The organism is Rhodanobacter ginsenosidimutans, assembly GCF_042655685.1.
Lineage (GTDB): Bacteria > Pseudomonadota > Gammaproteobacteria > Xanthomonadales > Rhodanobacteraceae > Rhodanobacter > Rhodanobacter ginsenosidimutans.
In genome coordinates this window covers 316,238-341,272 of sequence record NZ_JBHSMM010000002.1, presented here as the reverse complement: position 1 = coordinate 341,272, position 25,035 = coordinate 316,238, and the positions used below count along the sequence as shown (strand labels likewise).

Genomic DNA, 25,035 nt, shown 5'->3' with positions numbered 1-25,035 from the left:
GCAAGACGCCTCCATGGCGGCATGGCGGGTTTACCTGACTGGCGTATCGGTCATGCGCCCTTGCCGATGTGCTTTTCCAGAAAGGCCTGCAGACGGTTGTAGAACTCGATGTTGTTCTTCTCGTCGTAGAAACCGTGGCCTTCGCCAGGCTTGCTCAGCCATTCGTAGGGTTTGTGCGCGGCATCCAGTGCGGCGCGCATCGCCTTGGCTTGCGCGAACGGTGCGCGCTTGTCGTCCTCGCCGTGGATCAGCAGCACCGGTACGTCGATCTTGCCGGCCAGTTTGTCGGGGGAGTTGGCGGCAAGGTCGGCATCGTCCTTGCCGATCACCGTCTTGAGGTAGCTGCGACCGGACTCGTCGCTCTTGATGTCGCCCTTCTTGTACATCATGGCCAGGTCGTAGATGCCGGCGTAGCCGACGGCGCACTTGAACATGCCTGGCGCGCGGATGGTGGTCATCATCGCCGAGTAACCGCCGAAACTGCCGCCGTAAACGCAAATGCGCTGAGGGTCGGCATATTTCTCGGCAATCGCCCACTTCACGCCATCGATCAGATCCTGCTGGATGCGGGTGCCCCATTTCAGGTAGCCGGCCTCCAGAAAATCCGCGCCACGGCCGCCTGAACTGCGATAGTTCACCTGCAGCACCAGATAGCCGCGATTGGCCAGGAACTGTGCGTCGGTGTCGTAGAACCAGTCGTCCTGCACCCCGACCGGGCCGCCGTGTGGCAGCAGGACCATCGGCAGATTGCGCGGATTGACGCCGTTGGGAATCGTCAGGATGGCGTCCAGCTCGACGCCGTCATCGGTCCTGAAATGCAGCGGCCGTCGCTCGGCCATTTTCGTCGGGTCGATCCACGGTGCCACGGCGAACAACTGGGTCACCTTGTAGACGTGCGTGTCGATCACGAAATAGGTTCCCGGGTCGCGGTCGCTGCTGACCGAAAACAGCAGCTTGCCGCCGTCCTCGCTGTAGTTGATGAAATTGACCAGCTTGCCGGGGAACTTCAGGCTGAGCGCCTGGTGCAGTTTGCCTTCTGACGAGGTGGCGTCGATGTAGGTGACCATCGGCAGGCCGGTGGCGGGTGTCGTGGCAAATGGCCGGTAGGGCAGAGCCGTCCACTGGATATTTCCGATGCTGCTGAAAGCGTCGCTGGCGAGCGTCTTGCGGTTGCCGCCGTCCTCGTCCTGTTCCACCAGTGAAAGCGGCCCACCGCCGGCGTCGTATTTGGCGTAGATACGCTTCCCGTCGGGGGTGGGAAATAGCGGGGTAAAGCTGCCCCCGATCGTGGCCGCGCTCAACTGGAGCCAGCCATGGGGTCCCTGGCGATAGACGACATAATTCCAGCTGTCGTCACGGCCGTACGCATAGACGGCCTGCCCAGCGGCGTCCACCATGAAACTCAATCCACCCACGCCGATCTTGCCGATCAGTTTCCGGGTATTTCGGCTTGCGTCGACGTCATACAGGGTGCTGTAGTCATTGTTGTCCCAGTTCTGCGTAGCCATGTAGAAGTGGCCATTGACAGGTGTAGGCAATCCATCGACGAAACCCCAGCCGCGGTCGGTACCGCGCGTCGCCGCCCGCGTGCCGAACTTGCTCTCGAAACCGTACAGGTAGTCCTGATGCTTGCCATCGATATCGGTGGCGAGGATTTCGCCGGTGCTTACCGGCTTGTCGATCGAACCGTATTGCTTGCCTTTTTCCACCACCAACCGGGTATTGCTGACCCACGTGATGCCGGTGGCGAGCTCGTACTTGGGCAGGCGCAGCATGCTTATCGGCCGGGTCATGTCGTCCAGGTCGTAGACCGCCAACATGTGCGAGTCGCCGTCGATTTCGTTCATGTTTACCGCCAGGTGCTTGCCGTCTGGCGAGAGCGTCGGCATGGACAGCAACGCGTGACGCGCGAAGTTCTCGACCGGGATCAGGTCGGTCGCTGCAGCGACGGCAGGCAGCAGCAGGCAAAACGCGGACAGTGCCGTCCGCATGACGCGATGAGACATCGGTTTTCCCCTGGTACGTTCCGTGTGAAGGCTTACGCCGCGACAGGCGCGGCGATCCGGTCGAAGGTGCAACTCGCAAACCTGCCATCCGTCCCACCCCCCGGTGGAACCGGTCTGCTTCGGCGGATTCTAGCCACAGGAAAAGGGGTTCGTAAGTGGGTGTCCGCCTATTCGCGGCCCGCTACACTAGGCAATTGTTTGCCAGCCTGGCCGCCATGTCCCAGCCTCACATCGTCGCGTTCGACCCGGTTGCCTTTCAGCTTGGTCCGGTCCAGGTCCACTGGTACGGGCTGATGTATCTGCTCGGGTTCTTCTTCGTGGCGGTGCTGGGCGAGTACCGCCGCCGGCACGGCCGTTTGCCGGTGACCCGCGACGCGCTGGGCGACCTGTTTTTCTACGGCATGATGGGCGTGATCGTGGGCGGGCGCGTGTGGTACATGCTGTTCTATTACGAGGGTGGCATCGGCTGGATCTGGCGCGATCCGTTGGCGCTGTTCAAGGTGTGGGATGGCGGCATGAGTTTCCACGGCGGCCTGCTGGGCGTGCTGGCCGCGGGCTGGTGGTGGTCGCGGCGGCAGAGCCTGCATTTCTTCGACACCATCGATTTCGTAGCGCCGCTGGTGCCGATCGGCCTGGGGCTGGGCCGGCTGGGCAACTTCATCAACGGCGAGCTGTGGGGCAAGCCCACGACGCTGTCGTGGGCCATGATTTTCCCCAATGCGCATGCGGAGGATGTGGCCTATGCAACCAGCCATCCCGCGCTGTGGCCCACCTTGCAGCAATACGGTGGCCTGCCGCGACATCCATCGCAGCTGTACGAGATGCTGCTGGAAGGCGTGGCGATGTTTGTCATCGTGTGGCTGGTGTCGTTGAAGCCGCGACCGCGTTATCTGGTCTCCGGGCTGTTTGCGCTGCTCTACGGCTGCTTCCGCTTCGCGGTGGAATTCGTGCGCGTGCCCGATCCGCAGCTTGGCTACCTGTTCGGCACGTCGTGGGTGACGATGGGGCAGATGCAGTCGCTGCCGCTGATCGTCATCGGCGTGGTGCTGATCGCGATGTCACGCCGGGCCCCGACGCTGCCGTTGGCGAACGCCTGACAGGCGATTCGCCGCAAAAAAAATTGTAGGAGCGACTTCAGTCGCGATGCTCTCGCTTTGAAGCTCCAGAGTAGAAGCATCGCGACTGAAGTCGCTCCCACATTCAGCCCATTCAGGGGTGGCGTCAGAAGTTGCGGTCGCCGCCCAGGATGTCGCCCAGACCGCCCAGGATGGAACCTTCGCCACGCCGCTGACCGCCACCCTGCGGCGCCGCCGCCAGCATGCGGCCGGCCATGCGCGAGAACGGCAGCGATTGCAGCCAGACCGTGCCGGGGCCGGTCAGCGTGGCCAGGAACATGCCTTCGCCGCCGAACAGCATGCTCTTGATGCCGCCTACCGGATGGACGTCCATGCTGACGCCGTCATGGAACGCCACCACGCAGCCGGTATCCACATCCAGCCGCTCGCCCGCCGCCAGTTCGCGCTGCATCACGGTGCCGCCGGCGTGCACGAAAACCCAGCCGTCGCCTTCGAGCTTCTGCATGATGAAACCCTCGCCGCCGAACAGGCCGGTGAGGATCTTGCGCTGGAAGAAGATGCCCAACTGCACGCCGCGGGCGCCGGCCAGGAACGCGTCTTTCTGGCAGATCAGCCGGCCGCCGTGGTCGGATAGTTTCATCGCCATCACGGTGCCGGGGTAGGGCGCGGCGAACGCCACCTTGGCCTTGCCCTGGCCGCGGTGGGTGAACACGGTGGTGAACAGGCTTTCGCCGGTGACCACGCGCTTGCCGGCGGAGAGCAGCTTGTCCATCAGGCCGCCGCCGGACTGGCCACTGCTGGCGCCGTCGCCAAACACGGTATCCATCTGCACCGCCGACTCCTTGTACATCAGTGCGCCGGCCTCGGCGATGGCGCTTTCGCCAGGGTCGAGCTCGATCTCCACGAACTGCATGTCGGTACCCACGATGCGGTAGTCGATCTCGTCGGCGCGGCTGCCGCTCATGGATGGCGGCATCGGCGGCGGCACGAGGGTGACTTCATCGGCCAGCGCGGCCACGCTGCGGATCGGCTTCCATTCGGCAAAACCCTCGCTCCAGCAGTAGCCGTCGGGCTGGCGCCGGGCCTGCGCCTTCGCCGCGGTATCGTCGAACGGGCCCAGCCGCTCGGTGTTCTTGCCGTAACTGAAGTACCACTGCGCCATGGCGTCGCTCTCGTCGTTGGAAAAGCCCGAGTCTAAGCCCGGTTCGGACCGTGCGGGAATGGCGCGGGGCGGTCGTGCGGTTCGCGTAAGGGGCGCCGCCACCTATACTTGCCCGATGCGCGCCTATCTCGACCTGCTCCGCCACGTCCTCGACCATGGCACCGAAAAAAGTGATCGCACCGGCACCGGCACGCGCAGCGTGTTCGGCTGGCAGATGCGCTTCAACCTGGCGGAAGGTTTTCCGCTGGTCACCACCAAGAAACTGCACCTGAAATCGATCGTGCACGAGCTGATCTGGTTCCTGCGCGGCGACACCAATATCGGCTACCTGAAAGAACACGGCGTGCGCATCTGGGATGAGTGGGCCGATGCCGAGGGCAATCTGGGGCCGGTCTACGGCCGGCAGTGGCGGGCGTGGCCTACCGCTGACGGCGAGGCGGTGGACCAGATCCGCTGGGTGGTCGACGAGATCCGCCGCAATCCCTATTCTCGCCGCCTGATCGTCAGCGCCTGGAACGTGGGCGAACTGCCGAAAATGGCCTTGATGCCCTGCCACACGCTGTTCCAGTTCTATGTGGCCGACGGCAAACTCAGCTGCCAGCTGTACCAGCGCTCGGGCGACATCTTCCTGGGCGTGCCGTTCAACATCGCCAGCTACGCCTTGCTCACCCACATGGTGGCGCAGGTGTGCGGCCTGCAGGTGGGCGACTTCATCCATACGCTGGGCGACGCGCACCTGTACAACAACCACCTCGAACAGGCGCGCCTGCAGCTGACGCGCGAGCCGCTGGCGCTGCCGCGGCTGGCGTTGAACCCGGCCGTGCGCGAGCTGGGCGACTTCCGTTACGAGGACATCGTCATTGAGGATTACGTATCGCATCCGGCGATCAAGGCGCCGGTGGCGGTATAGCGATTCGAGCCGGCGCGCGGCGTCACCGGGGTCGTGTTCATCGCTAGAATGGTGATGCCACGCACCGTGCCCGCCGCAGGCTCCTGCCCGATCATCAAACTTTTGCATCCTGGAGTTTCTTCATGGCCATATCGCTGATTGCGGCACTCGACGAGAACTTTGCCATTGGCCGCAACGGCCAGTTGCCGTGGCACCTGCCGGACGACCTGCGCTGGTTCAAGCAGCTGACCGTGGGCAAGCATGTGTTGATGGGTTACAACACCGCCGTATCGATCGGCCGTGCGCTGCCGGACCGTACCAACCTGGTGTTGTCGCGCAAGCACGAGGCACCGTTTCCGGGCCAGATCACCGTGCGCTCGGTGGAAGAGGCGCAGGCGCTTTGCGGCACCGGGTTGATGGTGATCGGCGGCGGCCAGGTCTTTTCCGAGGCGATGCCCAAGGCCCGCCGCATGTACCTCACCTGGGTCGGCGCGGCGATCGATGGTGCCGACACGTTTTTCCCCGGCGTGCATTTCAGCGAGTGGACCGAGGTGTCGCGCGTGCACCACGCGGCGGATGCGGAGCACGCCTACGCCTTCGACATGGTCGAATACCTGCGCAACAGCTGAGCTGGGCCGCCGCCGTGCACGTGGTCGCGGCCGCGCTGATCGATGCCGATGGCCGGCTGCTGCTGGCCCAGCGCCCGCCGGGCAAGCACCTGGCCGGCGCTTGGGAATTCCCCGGTGGCAAGCTGGAAGCGGGCGAGACGCCGCTGGCGGCGCTGGCGCGCGAACTCGACGAGGAACTGGGCGTGGCCGTGGAACAGGCCACGCCGCTCATCCGCATTCCCTGGCGCTACAACCACCACGAGCTGTTGCTCGATGCCTGGTGTGTCACCCGCTGGCGCGGCGAGCCGCGATCACTGGAAGGCCAGGCGCTGCGCTGGCAATTGCCCATCGACGTCGACCAGGCGCTACTTGCACCGGCCGATCGCCCGCTGTTGCAGGCGTTGCGGTTGCCCAAGAGTTATCCCATCACGCCGGCCGATGCGCCGCTGGTGCAGCGCGACCATTGGCGCGAACAGCTGGCCGCCGCCATCGTGCACGGCGAACGCCTGCTGCAACTTCGCCTGCCGCTGTGGCCACGCGATGCGGTGCGGGAATTGGCAGCGGACTTGTTGCCGCTGGCCGAACGGTACGGCGCCCAACTGTTGTTGAACGAGGATATCGACGGCGCGCGTGCGCTGGGTGTCGGTGTGCACCTGAAAAAGGCGCAACTGGTTACCTTGGCGGAGCGCCCATTGCCGTGGCGGCAGCTGATCGCGGCCAGTTGTCATGATGCGGAAGAGTTGGCCCACGCCGTGGCACTGGGGGCGGATTTCGCCACCTTGTCCCCGGTCGCCACGACCGCCAGCCACCCGGGTGCCACACCGTTGGGTTGGCCCGCGTTTCACGCGCTGGCTGAAGCGGCGGCGTTGCCGGTTTATGCGCTGGGTGGCATGGGTCCGTCGATGTCGCGGGAAGCGTGCGCGGCGGGGGCGCAGGGCGTGGCGGGTATCGGCGGCTTCTGGCCTGATTCGTAGGAGCGCACCCTGTGCGCGATGGCTCTTCCCTCGCGCAAAAAGCATCGCGCACAGGGTGCGCTCCTACATGGCCTCGTCGGGCACAGAATCGCCATCGCTGTCCGCCGTCAATTCCTTCAGCAACTGGAAAATCTCGCGGTAGGCGCGTGGTGGCTTGTTGGTGTCGCGCTCGCTGCGGGCCTGACGGATCAGCGAACGCAGGTGCTGCCGGTCCAGCCCGGGATGCTCCGTGATCAGCGCCGACAGGGCGCCCTCATCCTCGCCCAGCAACTGCTCGCGCAGCGCTTCCAGCCGGTGCATGGCGGCTTTTTCCTGGCGTTGGCGATCACGGTTTTCGCCCAGTTCGGCGCGCACCGAATCGAATGCCTCATCGCCATGCCGACGCATGATCTTGGCCAGGTAGGCCAGTTGCCGCTTGTGCGCGATGTGGGCGGTGATGCGGCGCGTGGTGGCCACTTCGTCGCGCACGTCGTCGGGCAGCTGCAGCTTGGCCAGCCGGCTGGGCGGCAGCTCTACCAACTGCCTGGCCAGGGTCAGCGTGGCCAGCGCCTCGCGGCGTTGCTGGGTGCGGCTGGGGCCGTAGTCCTCGTCGGACAGTTCGGTCTGGTTGCGGCTGCGGCTGGGGCTCACGGTGTCATCCTGTAGTGGGTCAGGCGTCGGCCTGTTCGAGGGCGAAGCGCGCCACCGGCGCGCCGTTCACCTCGATGATTTCGCTGAACATCGCGGCCGGTCGTACCCACAGGCCGCGCTCGCCGTAGAGCGCCTGGTAGACGACCAGCGGCTCCATCGTCTCGCTGTGGCGGGCGGTGCCCAGCACGCGATACGGCTGGCCCTTGTAGTGGCGGTAGACGCCGGCGACTACAGTCATGGCGGTGTCCTGCTTTCGGCTGGCGCGCTTTTCATTTGACCGCGTCGACCCCATGTCGGGCTGTCGAGCGGTTGCGAACCGTGCATTCTACCCTCTTCAAATTGCAGGAAACCGATGTGAGCGAAGTTACCAGCCAGGATCGCAGCACCCGCGACAGCAGCCAGCAGGATCTGGACCGCCTGGCCGAACTGGCCGAGGACGTGATCCGCCGCGCCCGTGCCGCCGGCGCCAGCCAGGCCGAGGTGGCCGCCAGCATCGATTCCGGCCTGAGCGTGAACGTGCGCCTGGGCGAGGTGGAAACGGTGGAGCACACGCGCGACCGCGGCTTCGGGCTCACCGTGTATTTCGGCCAGCGCAAGGGCTCGGCCAGCACCGCCGACCTGCATCCCGATTCGCTGCAGGCCACGCTGGACCAGGCCTGCGCCATCGCCCGCTATACCGAGGAAGATCCCGCCGCCGGCCTGGCCGATCCCGCGCGCATGGCCGATGCCTTTCCCGACCTGGACACGTGGCATCCGTGGGACATCGACACCGCGCAGGCGATCGAGCTGGGCATCGCGATCGAGGAAGCCGGTCGCGCCCACGCCGGCATCACCAACTCCGACGGCGCCTGCGTGCAGGCCGGGCAGGGGCTTTCGGTGTACGCCAACTCGCATGGTTTCGTGGGACGCGAGCGCGGCACCCGGCATTCGCTGTCGCTGTCGCTGATTGCCGGCGACGACGATGGCATGCAGCGCGATTACTGGTACGACAGCGTGCGCGCGGCCGGCGATTTCATCAGCGCCAGGGCCCTTGGCGACAAGGCCGCCCAACGCACGTTGGCGCGGGTGGGTGCGCGCAGCCTGTCGACGCGGCAGTGCCCGGTGCTGTTCGCGCCGGAGCTGGCGCGCGGGCTGATCGGTCATCTGCTGAGCGCGGTGAGCGGCGGTGCGTTGTATCGCCAGGCCAGCTTCCTGCTCGATCACGTGGGCAAGCCGGTGATGCCGGCCTGGCTCGATATCAACGAGCGGCCGCGGCTGCCGCGTGGCCAGGGTTCGGCCAATTTCGATGCCGAGGGAGTGGCCACGTGCGACAGCGCGCTGGTCGAAGGCGGCGTGCTGGCGCGCTACGTGCTGGGCAGCTATTCGGCGCGCAAGCTGGGGCTGGCATCGACCGGCAATGCCGGTGGCATCCACAACCTGGTGGTGGAGCCGGGCAGTGTCGATCAGTCGCGCCACGATTTCGCGGGCATGCTTCAGCGCCTGGGCACCGGTCTGCTGGTGACCGAGGTGATGGGCCAGGGCGTGTCCACGATCACCGGTGATTATTCGCGCGGCGCGGCCGGCTTCTGGGTCGAGAACGGGGTGATCGCCTACCCGGTGGAGGAGATCACCATCGCCGCGAACCTGCGCGACATGTTCGCCGGCATCGTGGCGGTGGGCACGGATGTGGACCCGCGCTCGCACATCCTCACCGGCTCGATCCTGCTGGAGCGGATGACGGTGGCGGGGGAATAGGCCGAATGGTTTGCGTGGCGCGTCGCGACATGTCTGCACAGCCCCTCAAGGCTTGCTAGCATTCAAGGCACCGGCAATTGGCCGGCGCTGTCGACGCCAAGGAGATGCGCAATGAGCGTTCCACCCGAGTCCGTCATACCCCCGCCGCCCGACAACCCGCCGCCGTCCGGTGAGCCACCGCTGGGCGGTGCACCATCGGCCGAGCAGCGCCAATGGGCGATGTTCGGGCATCTTTCCGCGTTGCTGGGTTTGGTCACTGCGGGCTGGTTGTGTTTCCTTGGCCCGTTGGTGATCTGGCTGGTGAAGAAAGACACCATGCCGTTCGCTGCGGATCAGGCGAAGGAGGCGTTGAATTTCAACATCACCGTGATGATTGCCGCGGCTATATCGTGGATATTGATGTTCGTACTGATAGGTATTTTGCTGTTGGGGGTGCTGGCTGTCGCGTGGCTGGTGTTCACCATCATCGCCGCGATCAAGGCGAACGAAGGCGTGGCCTATCGTTACCCGTTCACGCTGCGCCTGATCAAGTGATCTGCCGGTGTTGATCGACTGGTACTGATCGACTTGCGGTGACCAAAAAAGGCAGCCATCCGGCTGCCTTTTTTCTTGCCGGAACGATGGCGTTGCGGTGGTCAGTTGGCGCGCTCGGCGGCGTAACGGGCCAGCTCTTCCAGCAACGCCCCGCGTTCGCCCAGCGGCGCGATGGCATGCAGTGCGACGTCGGTCAGCTCGGCCAGCCGTGCGCGCGAGGCGTCGAGGCCGATGATCGAGGGGAAGGTGGGTTTGCCGGCGGCCGCGTCCTTGCCGGCGGTCTTGCCGATCACGGTGGATTCGCCTTCAACGTCCAGGATGTCGTCGCGCACCTGGAACGCCAGGCCCACGGCGCTGGCGTATTCATCCAGTGCCAGCAGCTCGTCGGCATCGCCGCCCGCGGCCAGCGCACCCAGTTGCACTGAGGCGCGGATCAGCGCGCCGGTCTTGCAGGCATGCATGTGCTCCAGCTGGGCCAGCGTCAGCGGCTGGCCCACGGCGGCAAGGTCCAGCGCCTGGCCGCCGGCCATGCCTTCGGCACCGCAGGCGCGGCCCAGCGTGCGCAGCATGGCCATGCCGGTCTCGGGGCTGGTCTGGCGGGTGGTGTCCTCGGCCAGAATTTCGAACGCCAGCGCCTGCAGCGCATCGCCAGCCAGGATGGCCATCGCCTCGCCGAACACGATGTGGCAGGTGGGGCGGCCGCGGCGCAGCGCGTCGTCGTCCATCGCGGGAAGGTCGTCGTGCACCAGCGAATAGGCGTGGATCAGTTCGACCGCGCAGGCGGCCGCATCGAGTTGCGGGCCGTCTTCGCCCAGTGCCTGCGCGGCGGCGTACACCAGCAGCGGGCGCAGCCGTTTGCCGCCACCGAGCACGGCGTAGCGCATCGCGCGGTGCAGGTCGGCGGGGGATTGGTCGGCGGGTGGAAGGCGGTGATCCAGCGCCTGTTCGGCGCGCAGGATCAGCGCTTCAAGATTCGGGTTCAAACGGCTGGGCGTTGTCGGGGGCATCGGGATCAAGCAGCAGGCGCACGCGCAACTCGGCTTGCTCCAGCGACTGCTGGCAGTGGCGGTACAGGCCGATGCCGCGCTCGAAGGAGGTGAGTGATTCGTCCAGACTCAGTTCGCCACCTTCCATCCGTGCCACCAGTTGCTCCAGCTCGTCCAGCGAATGCTCGAAGTCGGCGGCGGGCGGTGTTTCGGGTGCGGGAGCGGTCTTGGCCATGGCCCGCAACGCTAACGCAGTGACTGCAGGGAATCAATCGGCGTGAGGTTGTGCCGCAGGCGCGTGTGGGCTTTCAGCGGCCGGGTCGCCACTGCGGCCGGCCACCGGCTTGCTGGAAAAGTGCCGCGCCGCGGGCGCTGGCCCAGCGGTCGGCGACGGCCACCAGTTCGTCGCCGGCATACAGCAGCGGACAGGCCGGGCGTCGCCAAGGCGGCATCATGTCCTGCTGGAACAGGTCGCGCAGCTCGCGTGTGTGCGCATCGCCCGCCGGTTTGATCCGTTCGCCACCGCGACGCAGGCGTACGGTGATCGGCGGGTCGAGCTGCGCACCTTGTAGCAGGAGCAGCTCACCGCCGTCGGGCAGGTGCAGGGGCTCGCCGCGCCACTCGGTTTGCCATTGCGGGTCGATGGCTGTGGCTGGCGGCACGCTCCAGAGACGTCCCCGCCAGATATGCAGCTCCGTGCCGGGCCAGCGGATGCAGGGCAGTTTTCCGGGGCGCGATTCGCGCAATTGCCGTTCGATCTGCTGGCGCTGGGCGGTGGTGGGCGCGGTCAGGCCGCGTGCATGCAGCCAGTGATCGAGCAGCGGATCGCGCAGCGCCGGTACGAGCGCCAGCCAGGCCTGGCCGTCGAGGCTGTCGGTGGCCGGATCGCGCAGGCGTTCCAGTGCCCCCAGCCATTGCGAGCGCAAGGCATCGGCGGCGGCGCGGCTCAGGGCGGCGCTGTGCAGGATCGAATCGGCTGCCTGCGGCCAATGACCTTGCAGTCGCGGCAGGATCTCGTGGCGCAGGTAGTTGCGCGCCAGCTGGATGTCGGCGTTGCTGGGGTCCTCGATGAACGCCAGCCTGTGCGCCTCGACGTAAGTGCGCAGCGACGCCCGCGGCACGTCCAGCATCGGCCGCCACAATTGGGCATGACCCAGCGGCCGCAACGTGCGCATCGCGCCCAGCCCGTCCGGGCCGGCGCCGCGCAGGAGTTTCAGCAATACGGTTTCCACCTGGTCGTCGCGATGGTGGGCCAGCACCAGCCGTTCACCCTCGCGCAGGTGCGCGTCGAACGCCTGGTGACGGGCGCGTCGGGCCGCCGCTTCCAACCCGTCACCACGTCCGTCCTCGACCTGCACGCGCACCACCTCGCAAGGCACGCCCCATGCCTCGCCGAACCGCTGGCAATGCGCGGCCCAGGCCTCGCTGTCGTGCTGCAAACCGTGGTTGACGTGCAAGGCCCGCAGGCCGTTCGCACGCGCCTGTGGCAGTTGTGCCAGCGCGTGCAGCAGGGCGGTGGAATCGGCACCGCCACTGAAGCCCACGCACAGCGGCACCGGTTCGGTCGCCGCCAGGCTGGCGGCGAGATGTTGCTGCAGGGGGTCGCTCATTTCCTGGCGTGCGACCGCACGTAGATGTGCTTGCCGTTGCCGACCTGCCGCTCCTCGGCGTCGAACAGGCCGATGGCGCCGATCAGCCCGCTCAGCTTGGCGTAGCCGTAGTTGCGCGAGTCGAACTCCGGCGATTGCTTGTTGATGTTCTGGCCGACACGCGAAAGTTGCGCCCAGCCCGTGTCGTCGTCGGAGGTGGCTTCGATGGCATTGCGCAGCAGGTTCACCAGGCGCGTATCGCCGCGCAATTCCTTGGACGAGCGCTGCTTCGGCGCTGCCTCGGTTTCGGTGGAAGCGCTGCTGGCCAGCACGTCGGTGTAGATGAACTTGTCGCAGGCGGCCACGAACGGCGTCGGCGTCTTGCGTTCGCCGAAGCCGTAGACGAACAGGCCCGATTCCCTGATGCGCCCGGCCAACCGGGTGAAATCGCTGTCGCTGGAGACGATGCAGAAGCCGTCGAAGCGGTTGGTGTAGAGCAGGTCCATCGCATCGATGATCATCGCCGAGTCGGTGGCGTTCTTGCCGCTGGTGTATCCGAATTGCTGAATCGGCTGGATCGACTGGGTCAGCAACTGGTCCTTCCAGCCACGCAATTGCGGGCTGGTCCAGTCGCCGTAGGCGCGCTTGACGTGGGCGGTGCCGTACTTGGCCACCTCCGCCAGCAGCCCTTCCGCCAGCGATGGCTGGGCGTTGTCGGCGTCGATCAGTACGGCAAGTTTGGCGGCGTCGTGGGCCATGACGTTCTCCGTCGAAGGATGCGCCGATGGTAACGCCGCCCAGTACTGCTCGTGGGAGTTAATCCGTGAGCAACGCTTTCCCGGAACGGCTATTCCTGATACGCGCCGTAACCGCGCAGGCGCTTGTAGCGCTGTTCCAACAGGTCGGTCGTCGGCATCGCCTGCAGCTGGTCGAGCTGGTTCAGCAGTACGGCCTTGAGCCGGATCGCCATCGAGCGAGGATTGCGATGGGCGCCGCCCAGCGGTTCACGCACCACCTTGTCGACCAGGCCCAGTTCCAGCAGGCGCGGGGCGGTCATGCCCAGTGCCTCGGCGGCATCCTTGATTTTATCGGGGCTCTTCCAAAGAATCGAAGCGCAACCCTCCGGGGTGATCACCGAATAGGTCGAGTACTGCAACATCAGCGTGCGGTCGCCGACGCCGATGGCCAGCGCGCCGCCGGAACCGCCTTCGCCAATCACCGTGCAGATGATCGGCACCTTCAGCTCGGCCATTTCCAGCAGATTGCGGGCAATCGCCTCGCTTTGCCCGCGCTCCTCGGCACCGATGCCGGGATAGGCGCCCATGGTGTCGATGAAGGTAAACAGCGGAAGCTGGAAGCGCTCGGCCATCTTCATCAGGCGTAGCGCCTTGCGATAGCCCTCTGGCCTCGGCATGCCGAAGTTGCGCTTGATCTTGCCCTTGGTGTCGCGGGCTTTCTGGTGGCCGATGATCATTACCGGCCGGCCGTCGATGCGGCCCAGGCCGCCCACGATGGCGCCGTCGTCGGCATACATGCGGTCGCCGGCCAGCTCGTGGAATTCCTCGCAGATCACGCCGATGTAGTCGAGCGTGTACGGCCGCGCCGGGTGGCGCGACAGCTGGGTGGTCTGCCAGGAGTTGAGGTTGCGGAAAATCTCCGCCGTCTTGATCTTCAGCTTCTCGCGCAGACGGCCGACTTCCTCGTCGATATTGAACGCCTGGCCATCGCTGGCGTGGCGCAGCTCCTCAATTTTCGCGTCCAGTTCGGCGATGGGTTGTTCGAAGTCGAGGAAGTTGGGATTCATCCGTTTTCATTCATGAACGATAGCCTCGCAGTATACCGCCATGGCCGCTTTTCACGGGAACGCGACCGTATGGCGTCGTTCATCGTCCAACCCCCGGCAACATGCTGGCACGGCCCGGTTTTGCGCTATCGTCGGAGCCCCCGATTTTCGCCCCGGAATCCTTATGGCCATCGACAACGCCAAGCTCGACCGCATCGTGGCCGAGGCCCGCCGCAACGCCGAACAGCGCGAACTGGGCTATCGCGAGCGGGCGCTGAAAATGTACCCCTGGGTGTGCGGCCGCTGCGCCCGCGAATTCACCCGTGCCAACCTGCAGGAACTGACCGTCCACCACCGCAACCACGACCACGATTTCAACCCGCCCGATGGCAGCAACTGGGAGTTGCTGTGCGTGTACTGCCACGACAACGAGCATTCGAGGCACATCGACCACGTGCGCGGCGGGGTGATGGCGGTCGATGAGGCGCCTGCGGCCACGGGGAATCCGTTTGCCGATCTGAAGGCGATGATGGAGCGCGGCAAGAAGTGATGTATCGGTTCCTCCCCTGCGAAGCAGGGGAGGTCAGGAGGGGTGCTCGGCTTTCAGATCAAGAGCGAACCCCTCCTCATCCCCTGCAAGCAGGGGAGGGAGTGAAGCGTCGCTGCAAAACACGGGATCGGGTGCTTGCCGCTCAGTCCTGCTGCTTGACGATGCGCAGGCGGACGGCTTCGATGCCGGGCATGGCGCGTACGGCGCGCAGCAGGTCGGGGACGGCGTCCACGCGCCACTCGTCGCCGAGTTCCAGGTCGGCCTGGGCAGCGCCGTTGCGGTAGTTGTGCAGGATCACGGTGGCACGGCCGCCGCGGTAGCCGGTGAGCACGCGCTGCAACTGGGCGGGGAAATCGGGGCTGATGCCGTCGAGCTTCAGGCGCAGCAGGCGGGCGTGTTTGTGGCAGGCCTCGGCCAGCGAAAGCGCGCTGCGGGCGCGCAACTGGAAGCCGCCGCCAGAGAAGTCGTCGATGCGCAAACCACCTTCCACGATCAGGATCTGGTCGCGGGTGAGCAGCGGTGCGATCTGCTGGTACAGCTCGCCGAAGAAACTCACCTCGATGCTGCCGCTGCCGTCCTCGATGCGCACGAACGCATCGCTGTCGCCGCGCTTGCGCACGGCGGCGACCATGCCGGCGATCGTCCATGGGGTGTCCGGGCCACGGCGGAAACGGTTGCCGTCGCCATCGTCGTTGCGGCGCGGCTTGGGCGGCTGGTAGCGGTCCACGATCTCGCCCAGCGGGCAGGTGGAGAGCTGCGCCAGCTCATCCTTCCAGGGGTCGGTGGGATGGCCCGAGAGATAATGCCCCAGGGTGTCGCGCTCGCCCTGCAGCTTCTGCTCCAGCGGCCACTCGGCCACGACGGGCAGCTCGACCTTGAGCACGGGCGTGGCATTGCCCATGGCCGCGCCGAACATGTCGTTCTGGCCCGACTGCTTGTCGCGCAGGTGCTGCTCGGCCGCCTTCATGGCATTGGGCAACTGCGCGATCAGGCTGGCGCGGGTGGGCGCCAGGGCATCCAGTGATCCGCAGAGGATCAGCGCTTCCAGCACGCGCCGGTTCAGCCGCGTGGGGTCGACGCGGCGGCAGAAGTCGGCCAGGTCGGTGTAAGCGCCATTGGCGCGTTCGGCCACGATCGCCTCGCAGGCGCCCTGGCCCACGCCCTTGATCGCGCCCAAGCCGTACTGGATCGTCTTTGGCTCGACCGCGACGAACATGTACTCGGACGCGTTCACGTCCGGCGGTTGCACGGCGATGCCGATGGCGCGCGATTCGTCCAGGAAGGTCACCACCTTGTCGGTGTTGTCCATGTCCGAGGAGATCGTGGCGGCCATGAATTCGGCCGGGTAGTGCGCCTTCAGCCAGGCCGTCTGGTACGACACCAGCGCATAGGCGGCGGCGTGGGATTTGTTGAAACCGTAGCCCGCGAATTTCTCCATCAGATCGAAGATGGCGTCGGCCTTTTCGCCGCTGAGCCCGTCCTTGGCCGCACCTTCGCGGAAGATCGCGCGGTGCTTGACCATCTCCTCGACTTTCTTCTTGCCCATCGCGCGGCGCAGCAGGTCGGCGCCGCCGAGCGTGTAGCCGCCCACGATCTGCGCCATCTGCATCACCTGCTCCTGGTAGACCATGATGCCGTAGGTCTCTTTCAGGATCGGCTCGACGCGCGGGTCGGGGTATTCCACGTCCTCGCGGCCGTGCTTGCGCGCCACGAAGCTGGGGATCAGGTCCATCGGGCCGGGGCGGTACAGCGCCACCAGCGCGATGATGTCCTCGAAGCGGTCGGGTTTCGCGTCCTTCAACATGCGCTGCATGCCGGAGGATTCGAGCTGGAACACGGCGACCGTCTGCGCCTTTTTCAGCAGCTCGTACGGCGCCGGGTCGTCCAGCGGCAGCGCGGCGATATCGAGCGGCTCTTCGCCGGTCCTGGCGCGGCGCGCGTTGATCGCCTTCACCGCCCAGTCGATGATGGTCAGCGTGCGCAGGCCCAGGAAGTCGAACTTCACCAGGCCCACGGCTTCGACGTCGTCCTTGTCGAATTGCGTCACCACGCCGCCGCCGCCCGGCTCGCAATACAGCGGGGCGAAATCGGTCAGCGGGGTCGGCGCGATCACCACGCCGCCGGCGTGCTTGCCGGCGTTGCGGGTGAGGTTTTCCAGCTTCAGCGCCAGGTCGATCAGGGCGCGTGCGTCTTCGTCCTGCTCGTAGATGTCGCAGAACTCGCGCACCACGCGCTCGGGTTCCTTCTTCGCCTTCTCCGAGCGGTTCAGCGCGTCGGACAGGGTGAGGTCGAGCGGGCGCGGCGGGATCAGCTTGGCCAGCTTGTCGACCTGGCCGTAGCCCATGCTGAGCACGCGGCCGGAATCGCGCAGCACCGCCTTGGCCGCCATCGAGCCGTAGGTGATGATCTGGCTGACGCGGTCGCGGCCGTATTTGCGCGAGACGTAGTCGATCACCTCGTCGCGGCGATCCATGCAGAAGTCGATGTCGAAGTCGGGCATCGACACGCGTTCGGGGTTCAGGAAGCGCTCGAACAGCAGGTCGAACTGCAGCGGGTCCAGGTCGGTGATCTTCAGCGCCCACGCCACCAGCGAGCCGGCACCGGAACCGCGGCCCGGGCCGACGGGAATGCCGTTGTCCTTGCCCCAGCGGATGAAGTCCGAAACGATCAGGAAGTAGCCGGGGAAGCCCATCTTCACGATCACGTCCAGCTCGCGCTCCAGCCGCTGGTCGTAATCCTCGCGCGTGTGATTGTTGGCCAGCGGCGCCAGCGCCAGGCGCTGCTGCAGGCCTTCGCGCGAGAGTTCGCGGATGTAGCTGTCCAGGTCGTGGTCGCCCGGCACCGGGAAATCGGGCAGGTAGTAGGTGCCGAATTTCAGTTCCAGGTTGCAGCGTTTCGCCAGCTCGACGGTGTTTTCCAGCGCCTCGGGCAGATCGGCGAACAACGCGGCCATTTCTTCCGGGGTTTTCAGGTATTGCTGGTCGCTGTAGTCGTGCGGGCGTTTGGGGTCGGCCAGCACGCGACCCTGGTTGATGCACACGCGCGCCTCGTGCGCCTCGAAGTCGTCCTGCTTCAGGAAGCGCACGTCGTTGCTGGCCAGCACCGGCAGGTTGAGTCCGGCGCCCAGCGCCAGCGCCTGCGTGTTCCAGTTTTCCTCGCCCTCGCGACCGCAGCGGGTCAGTTCCAGGTACAACCGGTCGGGAAACAGTTGCGCCAGCGGGCGCAGTTTCTCCAGGGCCGCGGACGTGCCCTGGTTCTGCGCGATGCGGCCGATTTCGCTGTCGCGGCCGAGCAGGGCGATCAGGCCGGAGGTGGTTTCCGCGGTAAGCCAGGCGGCGTCGACCAAGGCGCGGCCGCCGTGCTGGCCATCGCGCCAGGCCCGCGAGACCAGCCGCGACAGGTTCAGATAACCGGCGTGGTGCTGGCACAGCAGCGTGAGGCGCCAGGGGCGGGGATCGTCCGGCGAGCTGATCCACAAATCGCAGCCGCCGATCGGCTTGATGCCGGCCGCGTTGCATGCCTTGTAGAACTTCACCAGCGCGAACATGTTGCTGTCGTCGGTCAGCGCCACCGCGGGTATGCCGTCGCGCACGCAGGCGCCGACCAGCGCCTTGATGCGGATGGTCGAATCGACCAGCGAGTATTCGCTGTGCAGGTGCAGGTGGGTGTAGCGGACGGTCATGCAGTCTTACGCGCTGAATCCATGCAGGCTACCGGGCGCCCTGCGCATCGGCAAGATTGACATGTGCGCGGTTTGCGCCAAACGGCGCCCGTGCTGGCGCCAGCCCTCAGAGCAGTGGCTGTTGCAGCAATCGACCCACCGGGGCAAAGCTGCGCCGGTGTTGGCGGCACGGGCCCAGCTGTTGCAGCGAGGCCAGGTGCAACGGGGTGCCGTAGCCCTTGTGTGTGGCGAAGCCGTAGCCCGGATAGTCGTCTTCCATCGCCACCATCAGGCGGTCGCGGCTGACCTTGGCCAGGATCGATGCGGCGCTGATCGCCGGCACGCGCGCGTCGCCACCGATGATGGCGCGGCCGGGGCAGGGCAGATCCTTGGGCAGTTGGTTGCCGTCGATGAATGCTTCCTGCGCAACCACGCTCAGCCCGGCCACGGCGCGGCTCATGCCGGCCATGGTGGCGTGGAAGATGTTGAGGCGGTCGATCTCTTCCACCTCGATCATCACCACGCACCAGGCCAGCGCGCGTTCGATGATCTGCGGATACAGGGCCTCGCGCTTCACTTCGGTGAGTTTCTTTGAATCGTCCAGCGCCTTGATGGGTCGCGACGGATCGAGGATGACCGCCGCCACCGCCAGCGGACCGGCCAGCGGTCCGCGCCCGGCCTCGTCGACACCGGCCACCAGCAGGCCCGGGGTAGTTGCGATATAGCCCTTGCGGCGCGAGAACGGGGTGGCGGCACGCGTGCGCGCGGGGCGTTCAAGCACGGGCATGCGCGTGCTCCAGCAGCTCGGCCACGGCCGTGGCGGCGCGGTCGGCGGCGTGGTGGGCGTCGTCGCCGCGCAAGGCCTGGTGCAGGTGCTCGAAGGCGGCCACCACGGCGCCGCGGCGTTCACTGTCGCGGAACAGCGCCAGGGTGGCGTCGGCGAGCTTCTCCGCGGTGCAGTCGTCCTGCATCAATTCAGGCACGGGCAGGCCGGGCAAGCCTGCGGCGCGCGCCAGGATATTGGGCAGGGTGAAAATGTCGGTCTTCAACATGTTCAGCGCGCGGGCGATGCGGTAACTCATCGGCGCCACGCGATAACCCACCACCATCGGCCGCTTGGCCAGCATCGCCTCCAGCGTGGCGGTGCCGGAGGCGAGCAGGACCATGTCGGCGGCCATCATCGCCTCGTGGGCGTGGCCATCGAGCAGCAGCGGTGCGGTTTCATCGCGCGTGCCGTTGGCCAGCATGGTCTTCAGCATGGCGTGCACCTGCGGGTTGGCGGCGGGTATCACCACACGCAATCCCGGAATCGCGGCCGCCACGCGGTGCGCGGCGTCGATGAAAAGCTGGCCCAGTCGCGACAGCTCGGAAGGGCGGCTGCCGGGCAGCAACGCCAGCACGGGTGCTTCCTGCGGCAATTGCAGTGCCTCGCGTGCAGCCACCCGATCGGCCACCAGTGGAAAACGGTCGGCCAGCGGATGGCCCACGAAGCGGGCGTCGACACCGTGCTTGGCGTAGATCGCCGGCTCCATCGGAAACAGGCACAGCACGCGGTCGGCACTGCGGCCGATCCGGGCGGCGCGCTTTTCCCGCCACGCCCATACCGACGGACTGACGTAATGCACCGTGCGCAATCCGGCCTCCTTCAGGCGGCGCTCGACGGCGAGGTTGAAGTCCGGGGCGTCGATGCCGATCACCACATCGGGCCGCGTCTTCAACAAGCGGGCAACCAGCGTGCGGCGCAGGCGAAGCAGCCGCGGCAGATGCTTCAGCACCTCCACGAAACCCATCACCGACAACTCGCGGATATCGTGCCAGGACTCGAAACCCTGCGCCTGCATGCGCGCGCCGCCGATGCCCACGAAGCGTGCTTGCGGGTAGCGTCGGCGCAGGGCCTCGATCAGGTCGGCGCCGAGCTGGTCGCCGGAGTCTTCGCCGGCGATGATGGCGAAGGTTGGGGCAGAGGCGTCGATGTTTTGCATTTTCGCCCCTCCAAATCAGAGCAAGAGCGCGTGTTTGATTTCGCGATAAGCGCGATGCGCTTATCGCGCCAGCGCCCGCTCGCTGCGGTCGATGAAGTCGAGCATGGCGCGCACGTCGTCGCTTTCGCGGGCCTGCGTGGCCAGTTGCTCGCGCGCTTCGGGCAGCGACAGGCCGGCCATGTACAGCGTGCGGTAGGCGCGCTTGATCGCGGCGATCCGTGGCGCGTCGAAGCCGCGGCGTTTCAGGCCCTCGCTGTTGATGCCACGCGGGCGGCCCTGCTGCTCGTTGGCCATGGTGACGAACGGCGGCACGTCATGGCCGACCAGGCAGCCCATGCCGATGAACGCGTGGGCGCCCACCTTGCAGAACTGGTGCACGCCCGAATAGCCGGAAAGAATCGTCCAGTCGCCGATTTCCACGTGCCCGGCCAGTGCCGAGTAGTTGGAAAACACCACGTTGTTGCCGATCTGGCAATCATGCGCGATATGCACGTAGGCCAGCACCCAGTTGTCGTTGCCGAGGCGGGTGAAGCCGCCGCCGTCGCCGGTGCCGCGGTTGATGGTGACGAACTCGCGGATAAGGTTGCGGTCGCCGATCACCAGCTCGGTATGCTCGCCGCCGAACTTCTTGTCCTGCGGGTCGCCGCCCAGCGAGGCGAACTGGGCGATGCGATTGTCGCGGCCGATGCGGGTGGGGCCCTCGATCACCACGTGCGGCCCGATCACGGTGCCTTCGCCGACGTGCACGTCCGCGCCGATCACGCTGTACGCGCCGATGCCGACATTGGCGCCGATGACGGCGGCCGGATCGACCTGGGCGGTGGGATGGATCGAGGCGGGCTGGGTCATTTCTCCGCCCTCGCCGCACACATCAGTTCGCAGCAGGCTACCTCCTTGCCATCCACCACCGAGCGCGCAAGGAACAGGCCCATGCCGCGCATCACGCGCTTTTGCGTCACTTCGAAACGCAACTGGTCACCGGGCACCACCGGTGCGGTGAAGCGTGCGTTGTCGACCTTCACCAGGTAGAACAGCGGCGCCTCGATCAGGCCCTTGGAGCGGTTGCTGAGCTGGGTCAGCAGGCCGGCGGCCTGCGCCATCGCCTCGATGATGAGCACGCCGGGCATCACCGGGTGGTTCGGGAAATGGCCGTTGAAGAAGGGCTCGTTGATGGTGACGTTCTTCAACGCCACGATGCTGGTTTCCGGCACGATCTCGATGACCCGGTCGACCAGCAGGAACGGATAGCGGTGTGGCAACAGCTTCTGGATCTGTTCCACAGTCACCGGCAAGGTGATCGCCGGGGTGTTCTCACTCATGATTCTTGTCCTTTTCCAGCGCCGCCAGGCGGCGCGCGTACGCGTCCAGGTGTTTGAAGCGCGCGGCATTCTTCCGCCATGGGCGGCTTTCCTGCAACGGTACCCCAGATGAATATTCGCCCGGCTCGTGGATCGAATGGGTGACCAGGCTCTTGGCGGTAATGGTAACCCGATCAGCCAGTTCCAGATGGCCGAGCACGCCGGCGTTGCCGCCGATCATGCAATAGCGGCCGATTTTCGCGCTGCCGGCCACCGCCGCGCAGCCGGCCATCGCGGTGTGCGCGCCCACGTGCACGTTGTGCGCGATCTGGATCTGGTTATCCAGCCGCACGTCCTCTTCCAGCACGGTATCTTCCAGCGCGCCGCGGTCGATGGTGGTGTTGGCGCCGATCTCGCAGTCGTCGCCGATGCGCACGCCACCCAGTTGCGGCATTTTTACCCAATGGGCCGGACCAGGGCCGCCACGGTCGAACGCCAGGCCGAAACCGTCCGAGCCGATCACGGCGCCCGGATGGATCAGCACGCGCTGGCCCAGCGTTACGCGAACCACCAGCGTCACCCGCGCCACCAGGCGTGAATGCGCGCCCACGGTGCAGCCGTCGCCGATGATGCAATGCGGTCCCAGCACCGCGCCGTCACCGATCATGGCGTCGTCGCCGATCACGCAGCACGGTCCGATGCTGGCGCTCTGGCTGACCCGCGCCGTTGGCGCGACCACCGCGCTGGGATGGATGCCCACCGGCGCCGACGGCAAACGTTCGAACAGCGCCGCGATTTTCGCGTAGGCCAGGTACGGGTCGGCCGCGACCAGCGCGGCGCCCGGGCACTCGGCCAGGTTTTCCGCGCGGACGACCACGATGCCGGCGCCGCTGGCAGCCAGCTTGGCGGTGTACTTGCTGTTGGCAAGGAAGCTGAGCTGGCTCGGTCCCGCCGCCGCCAGGGTGCCGACGCCGTCGACACGCACGCTCGCGTCGCCATGCGGTACGAGGCCGAAGCGCTCGGCCAGTTCGGCCAGGGTGTAGCTGGGGGTCGTGCTCACGGTCATCTCCGAAGGCGCGAGGGACGCGAAACGGAAAAGCGCGGCATCGCCGCGCTCCTTTCCAGCGTTTGCGGGAGGTCCGGTATCAGAACTGGCTCCCGAAGGTGAACTGGACCCGCTCCTCGTAGTGGTGGTCCTCTTTCTGCGAGCGGATTGGTACGGCCAGGCTGATGATCAGCGGGCCGATCGGCGCCTGCCACTGCAGCGACAAACCGGTCGATGCGCGCAACTGCTTGGCGTCGAAGCTCTGGTAGTCCTTGTACGCATTGCCCACGTCCATGAACCAGGACACGCGGGCCGTGTTGATGTCCTTGAGGAACGGCAGCGGGATGAACACCTGCGCCGTGCCGAGCACCTTGAACGCGCCGCCGATCGGTTGTGCGTAGGAGTAGTAGCCGCCGGTGCAGGTGCCGTCGGGGTTCTGTGTGGCGCGGGGGCCCACGCAGGAGCGTGGACCCAGTGTGTTGTCCTGGAATCCACGCACGTCGCGCACGCCGCCGGAGTAGAAGTTCTGCCAGAACGGGAAGTCATTGCGCACGTCGGTCAGGACGTGGGTGGGATCTTCCTTCGCGCTGGCAGCTTTCAGTGCTTCGAACTGCGCGTCGCTGATGCCGTTCCTGCCGTAGCTCTGGCCGTAACCGACCTGGCCATCCAGGTACAGCACGAAGCCCAGGCCGACCGGCCAGTAGTGGTTGGCCTGCGCAAAGAACTTCCAGTACTTCGCGGTCGAACCGGGCAGGGCGACATCCACCGACGCCGCCAGCAGGCCACCACGGGTGGGTGCCCAGTAACCGTTGCGGGTGTCGTGGTTCCAGCCGACCGTGCCGGTCCAGGCGTGCTCGGTGCGATTTCCGAGCTGGTCCTGGTATGCCACGAACTGCGGCGGGCTGTAGAAGCTGGTGACGATGCGGTTGCTGCTGATGCCAAGACCCAGGCGCAAGCTGTCGGTTTCGCCGAGCGGCACGCCCAGGTAGGAGGAGAACGCCTTGGTGCTCGTCTCGTAGTTGGCCAGTTCGGTATTGCCGTAATCGGTCTTGGAATAGGTGGCGTTGTAGCCGATGCCAATACCGTTGTCGGTGAGGTACGGGTTGTAGTAGTTGAGGTTGAAGCGGGTGTAGTAGCTGCTGCGCTCACCGCTGATCGCAAAGCTGTCGCCGCTGCCGAACAGGTTGTTCTGCGACACCGAGGCCGACAGGATCATGCCCGAATACTGCGAATAGCCCACGCCGAACTGCATGCTGCCGGCCGACTGCTCCTCGACCTTGACCGTCACGTCGACCTTGTCCTGGGTGCCGGGGACCAGCTTCTTGTCGATGTCCACCTTCTTGAAATAGCCCAGCCGCTGCAGACGGATCTTGGAGCGGTCGACGGCGGCCTGCGAATAGAACGTCCCTTCAAGCTGGCGCATCTCGCGGCGCAGCACGCCGTCTTCGGTGCGGGTATTGCCCTGGAAGACCACGCGGCGCACGTACACGCGCTGGCCCGGTTCGACGTACAGCGTGAGGTCGACCGTGCGCTTTTCCTTGTCCAGCTTGGGGATCGAGGTGACCTTGGCGAACGCGTAGCCGAGGTTGGCCAGCAGTGCCTTGATGCCGTCGGTGCTGGCTTCCACCAAGGCCCGGTTGAAGGTGTCGCCCGGTTCCACGATGACCAGGTGGCGCAGCGTGGATTCCGGCAGGATCAGGTCGCCCAGCAGCTTCACGGCGGTGACCTTGTAAATCTCGCCTTCCTTCACGTCGGCGGCCACGTACATCGTGCGTTTGTCCGGCGCGATCGTCACCTGGGTGGAGTCGATGCCGAAGTCGGCGTAGCCGCGGTTCATGTAGTAGGACTGCAGCTTTTCCATGTCGCCGGAAAGTTTTTCGCGCGAGTACTGGTCATTCTTCGAATACCAGGACGTCCAGTTGGTGGTGCCCGATTCGAAGTCGCTGCGGATTTCCTTGTCGGTAAAGGCGTGGTTGCCGAGGATGTTGATTTCCTTGATCTTCGACACCTTGCCTTCGCGAATCTCGATTTCCACCGCCACCCGGTTGCGATCCAGGTGGGTGACATGCGGCTCCACCGACACGTTGTACTTGCCGCGGTTGTAGTACTGGTGGATCAGTTCCTGCCGGACCCGGTCCAGCGCCAGGCGATCGAAGGTCTCGCCTTCGGCCAGGCCGATTTCCTTCAGGCCTTTCTTCAGGTCTTCGGACTTGATGTCCTTGTTGCCGCGCAAGGTGAGCTTGCTGATCGACGGCCGTTCGACCACCTTGATCACCAAAATGTTGCCTTCGCGGCTGAGCTCCACGTCGGTGAAGAACTTGGTGTCGTACAACGCGCGGATGGCCCGCTGGGCCTGCGCATTGGTCATCTGGTCGCCCTTGTCCACCGGCAGGTAGTTGTAGACCGTGCCGGCCGCGATGCGGCTGAGCCCGTCGATGCGGATGTCCGACACCACGAAGGGGGCGAACGCAAACGCGTTGGCGGAGAGGGAGGCAAGCAGGAGCAGGGCGGCGACACGCTTCATCGTC

Annotated in this window: 23 protein-coding genes; 7 read left to right on the top strand and 16 right to left on the bottom strand. The window is 66.0% G+C overall.

Annotation, left to right across the window (positions count from 1 at the left end; all coding sequences use genetic code 11):
- Positions 1–50: 50 nt before the first annotated feature.
- Positions 51–2,006, bottom strand: coding sequence for an alpha/beta hydrolase family protein (locus ACFPK0_RS11355; RefSeq protein ID WP_377340874.1), 1,956 nt, complete (start codon positions 2,004–2,006; stop codon positions 51–53).
- A 215-nt stretch (positions 2,007–2,221) separates the two neighbouring features.
- On the opposite strand from ACFPK0_RS11355, the gene lgt reads away from it, so the two are divergent.
- Positions 2,222–3,103 (top strand): prolipoprotein diacylglyceryl transferase, encoded by an 882-nt coding sequence (lgt, locus tag ACFPK0_RS11350; RefSeq protein WP_056080704.1) that lies wholly within the window; start codon positions 2,222–2,224, stop codon positions 3,101–3,103.
- 124 nt (positions 3,104–3,227) lie between these two features.
- On the opposite strand, the gene ACFPK0_RS11345 is transcribed toward lgt, so the two are convergent.
- Positions 3,228–4,244 carry a TIGR00266 family protein gene (locus tag ACFPK0_RS11345; protein ID WP_056077468.1) on the bottom strand — a complete coding sequence of 339 codons (1,017 nt, stop codon included), beginning with the start codon at positions 4,242–4,244 and terminating at the stop codon, positions 3,228–3,230.
- A 115-nt stretch (positions 4,245–4,359) separates the two neighbouring features.
- Between ACFPK0_RS11345 and ACFPK0_RS11340 the strand changes: the two genes are divergently transcribed.
- From ACFPK0_RS11340 to ACFPK0_RS11330, 3 genes are all read left to right on the top strand, one after another.
- The gene (locus ACFPK0_RS11340; protein WP_056077471.1) at positions 4,360–5,154 is read left to right on the top strand and encodes a thymidylate synthase; all 795 of its coding nucleotides are present in this window, start codon (positions 4,360–4,362) and stop codon (positions 5,152–5,154) included.
- Positions 5,155–5,276: 122 nt separating this feature from the next.
- Positions 5,277–5,762, top strand: a complete 486-nt coding sequence (locus ACFPK0_RS11335) for a dihydrofolate reductase (RefSeq protein ID WP_056077476.1) — start codon at positions 5,277–5,279, stop codon at positions 5,760–5,762.
- Positions 5,763–5,776: 14 nt separating this feature from the next.
- A complete protein-coding gene (locus tag ACFPK0_RS11330; RefSeq protein WP_377340867.1) occupies positions 5,777–6,715 on the top strand; it encodes a Nudix family hydrolase in 939 nt (312 codons plus the stop codon).
- Positions 6,716–6,778: 63 nt separating this feature from the next.
- Here the strand turns inward: ACFPK0_RS11330 and yjgA are convergent, their stop codons facing one another.
- Positions 6,779–7,345 (bottom strand): ribosome biogenesis factor YjgA, encoded by a 567-nt coding sequence (yjgA, locus tag ACFPK0_RS11325; protein ID WP_377340865.1) that lies wholly within the window; start codon positions 7,343–7,345, stop codon positions 6,779–6,781.
- Between the two features lie 19 nt (positions 7,346–7,364).
- On the bottom strand, positions 7,365–7,583 hold the full coding sequence (locus tag ACFPK0_RS11320) for a DUF1653 domain-containing protein (RefSeq protein WP_377340862.1): 219 nt from the start codon (positions 7,581–7,583) through the stop codon (positions 7,365–7,367).
- Positions 7,584–7,699: 116 nt separating this feature from the next.
- Here ACFPK0_RS11320 and pmbA point away from each other — a divergent pair, with 116 nt between their 5' ends.
- Together pmbA and ACFPK0_RS11310 are read left to right on the top strand one after the other, a co-directional pair.
- Positions 7,700–9,079, top strand: coding sequence for a metalloprotease PmbA (gene pmbA, locus ACFPK0_RS11315; protein WP_377340860.1), 1,380 nt, complete (start codon positions 7,700–7,702; stop codon positions 9,077–9,079).
- A gap of 111 nt (positions 9,080–9,190) precedes the next feature.
- Entirely contained in the window at positions 9,191–9,613 is a 423-nt protein-coding gene (locus ACFPK0_RS11310; protein WP_056077485.1) for a DUF4870 domain-containing protein, read from the top strand.
- Between the two features lie 101 nt (positions 9,614–9,714).
- On the opposite strand, the gene ACFPK0_RS11305 is transcribed toward ACFPK0_RS11310, so the two are convergent.
- From ACFPK0_RS11305 to ACFPK0_RS11285, 5 genes are all read right to left on the bottom strand, one after another.
- On the bottom strand, positions 9,715–10,620 hold the full coding sequence (locus tag ACFPK0_RS11305) for a polyprenyl synthetase family protein (RefSeq protein WP_056077489.1): 906 nt from the start codon (positions 10,618–10,620) through the stop codon (positions 9,715–9,717).
- On the bottom strand, positions 10,580–10,834 hold the full coding sequence (locus tag ACFPK0_RS11300; RefSeq protein ID WP_056077494.1) for an exodeoxyribonuclease VII small subunit: 255 nt from the start codon (positions 10,832–10,834) through the stop codon (positions 10,580–10,582). Before ACFPK0_RS11300 ends, ACFPK0_RS11305 begins: the two co-directional genes overlap by 41 nt.
- 73 nt (positions 10,835–10,907) lie before the next feature.
- Entirely contained in the window at positions 10,908–12,209 is a 1,302-nt protein-coding gene (gene tilS / locus ACFPK0_RS11295; RefSeq protein ID WP_056077497.1) for a tRNA lysidine(34) synthetase TilS, read from the bottom strand.
- The gene (locus ACFPK0_RS11290) at positions 12,206–12,946 is read right to left on the bottom strand and encodes an NYN domain-containing protein (protein ID WP_056077500.1); all 741 of its coding nucleotides are present in this window, start codon (positions 12,944–12,946) and stop codon (positions 12,206–12,208) included. Before ACFPK0_RS11290 ends, tilS begins: the two co-directional genes overlap by 4 nt.
- Positions 12,947–13,035: 89 nt before the next feature.
- Positions 13,036–13,992, bottom strand: coding sequence for an acetyl-CoA carboxylase carboxyltransferase subunit alpha (locus ACFPK0_RS11285; RefSeq protein ID WP_056077504.1), 957 nt, complete (start codon positions 13,990–13,992; stop codon positions 13,036–13,038).
- 163 nt (positions 13,993–14,155) lie between these two features.
- Between ACFPK0_RS11285 and ACFPK0_RS11280 the strand changes: the two genes are divergently transcribed.
- Positions 14,156–14,521 carry a YajD family HNH nuclease gene (locus ACFPK0_RS11280; RefSeq protein ID WP_056077507.1) on the top strand — a complete coding sequence of 122 codons (366 nt, stop codon included), beginning with the start codon at positions 14,156–14,158 and terminating at the stop codon, positions 14,519–14,521.
- 142 nt (positions 14,522–14,663) lie between these two features.
- On the opposite strand, the gene dnaE is transcribed toward ACFPK0_RS11280, so the two are convergent.
- The 7 genes from dnaE to bamA all read right to left on the bottom strand — a co-directional run bounded on the left by dnaE (position 14,664) and on the right by bamA (position 25,031).
- A complete protein-coding gene (gene dnaE, locus ACFPK0_RS11275; protein WP_377340855.1) occupies positions 14,664–18,203 on the bottom strand; it encodes a DNA polymerase III subunit alpha in 3,540 nt (1,179 codons plus the stop codon).
- A gap of 106 nt (positions 18,204–18,309) precedes the next feature.
- On the bottom strand, positions 18,310–18,969 hold the full coding sequence (gene rnhB, locus ACFPK0_RS11270) for a ribonuclease HII (protein WP_156458301.1): 660 nt from the start codon (positions 18,967–18,969) through the stop codon (positions 18,310–18,312).
- Entirely contained in the window at positions 18,956–20,164 is a 1,209-nt protein-coding gene (lpxB, locus tag ACFPK0_RS11265; RefSeq protein ID WP_377340853.1) for a lipid-A-disaccharide synthase, read from the bottom strand. Before lpxB ends, rnhB begins: the two co-directional genes overlap by 14 nt.
- A gap of 60 nt (positions 20,165–20,224) precedes the next feature.
- Positions 20,225–21,013, bottom strand: coding sequence for an acyl-ACP--UDP-N-acetylglucosamine O-acyltransferase (gene lpxA, locus ACFPK0_RS11260; protein WP_056077516.1), 789 nt, complete (start codon positions 21,011–21,013; stop codon positions 20,225–20,227).
- Entirely contained in the window at positions 21,010–21,483 is a 474-nt protein-coding gene (gene fabZ, locus ACFPK0_RS11255) for a 3-hydroxyacyl-ACP dehydratase FabZ (RefSeq protein WP_056077519.1), read from the bottom strand. The genes lpxA and fabZ overlap by 4 nt, the downstream gene beginning before the upstream one ends.
- Positions 21,476–22,528, bottom strand: a complete 1,053-nt coding sequence (lpxD, locus tag ACFPK0_RS11250) for a UDP-3-O-(3-hydroxymyristoyl)glucosamine N-acyltransferase (RefSeq protein WP_056602472.1) — start codon at positions 22,526–22,528, stop codon at positions 21,476–21,478. Before lpxD ends, fabZ begins: the two co-directional genes overlap by 8 nt.
- Before the next feature lie 79 nt (positions 22,529–22,607).
- Positions 22,608–25,031 carry an outer membrane protein assembly factor BamA gene (gene bamA, locus ACFPK0_RS11245; RefSeq protein ID WP_056602474.1) on the bottom strand — a complete coding sequence of 808 codons (2,424 nt, stop codon included), beginning with the start codon at positions 25,029–25,031 and terminating at the stop codon, positions 22,608–22,610.
- Positions 25,032–25,035 lie beyond the last annotated feature (4 nt).